Below are 1,390 nucleotides of genomic sequence, written 5' to 3'. Positions count from 1 at the left end.
CTTGGTGTCCCAACCACCGGGAGGATGTCCTATGAGCAACCGTACAGAACTCTCACGCGGTGATGCCCGCCGGAACGACCGCCGCCGGCGGCTGCGCGAGCTGGTCTCACGAGAGCGGGCGATCTGCGGGATCGATCTGGCCGACCAGGTCCAGGAGCTGGTGGTCGTCGACCATGACGGGGCGGTGCTCGGCCGCCGCGGACTGAAGAACTGTCGGGCGTGGCAGCTCGAGCCGGCCCTGACGTGGGCGCGCGACCAGGCGCGTGCTGGCGGGTTCGAGGATGCCGTTGTCGCCTGTGAGCCGACCGGACATCGGTGGCGGGTTGTCGCCGAGCAGTGCGACCGGCTCGGTCTCGATCTGGTGTGTGTCCAGCCGTTGCTGGTCCACCGCGAACGCGAACGTGAGGACCTGACCCGTGACCGCTCGGACCAGCGTGACGCGACCCTGATCGCCGACCTGGCCGCACAGCTGCGCTGCTACATCCCCGAACGCACCGACGAGACCTACGCCCGGCTGCGGCACCCTACATCGAGCAGCACCGCGAGGGGTTCGGGGTCGAGGCGATCTGCACGACGCTGCAGATCTCGCCCTCGACCTACTACGCCGCCCGGGGCCGGCTGCCCTCGGCACGGGCGCTGCGAGACGCGGTGCTGATGCCGCTGCTGCTGGCCCTGTGGGTCGCCAACTACCGGGTCTACGGCGCGCACAAGATGTGGAGGGCGATGCACCGTGCCGGCCACGAAGTGGGACGTGACCAGGTCGCCCGTCTGATGCGCCAGCTCGGCATCCAGGGCGTGACCAGGGGCAAGCGGGTGCGTACCACCCGCCCCGACGGCAAGGCCGGCCGGCACCCCGATCTGGTCGACCGCAAGTTCGTCGCTGACCGGCCGAACGCGCTGTGGGTCACCGATCTCACCTACGTGCCGACCTGGTCCGGCGTGGTCTACGTCTGCTTCATCGTGGACGCGTTCTCGCGGATGATCGTGGGCTGGCGGGCCACGACCAACATGCGCACCACGATGGTCCTGGACGCGCTCGAGATGGCCCGCTGGTCACGCGGCACCACGCTGCAGGGGCTGGTGTGCCACTCCGACGCCGGCAGCCAGTTCACCTCGATCCGCTACGGCGAACGGCTCGCCGAGCTCGGCGCGGTCCCCTCGATCGGGTCCATCGGCGACAGCTACGACAACGCGCTGGCCGAGGCGACCAACTCGCTGTACAAGACCGAGCTGATCCGTCAGCAGGGCCCCTGGCGCGGCGTCGACGACGTCGGGCTCGCCACCCTCGGGTGGGTCCATTGGTTCAACAACGAGCGGATTCACGGCACCCTCGACGACATCCCGCCGGTCGAGTTCGAAGCCGCCTACCATCACCACCAGGAGACCAGCC

Annotated in this window: 1 protein-coding gene and 1 pseudogene; one reads left to right on the top strand and one right to left on the bottom strand. The window is 69.4% G+C overall.

Features of this window, described 5'->3' with window-relative positions:
- Positions 1–106: 106 nt before the first annotated feature.
- Entirely contained in the window at positions 107–523 is a 417-nt protein-coding gene (locus WD250_05440; protein MEX2619643.1) for a hypothetical protein, read from the bottom strand.
- Between the two features lie 29 nt (positions 524–552).
- Here WD250_05440 and WD250_05435 point away from each other — a divergent pair.
- Positions 553–1,390 (top strand): annotated as a pseudogene (locus WD250_05435) (IS3 family transposase).

This window comes from Egibacteraceae bacterium (genome assembly GCA_040905805.1).
GTDB lineage: Bacteria > Actinomycetota > Nitriliruptoria > Euzebyales > Egibacteraceae > DATLGH01.
This window is presented reverse-complemented; position numbering and strand designations above follow the sequence as displayed.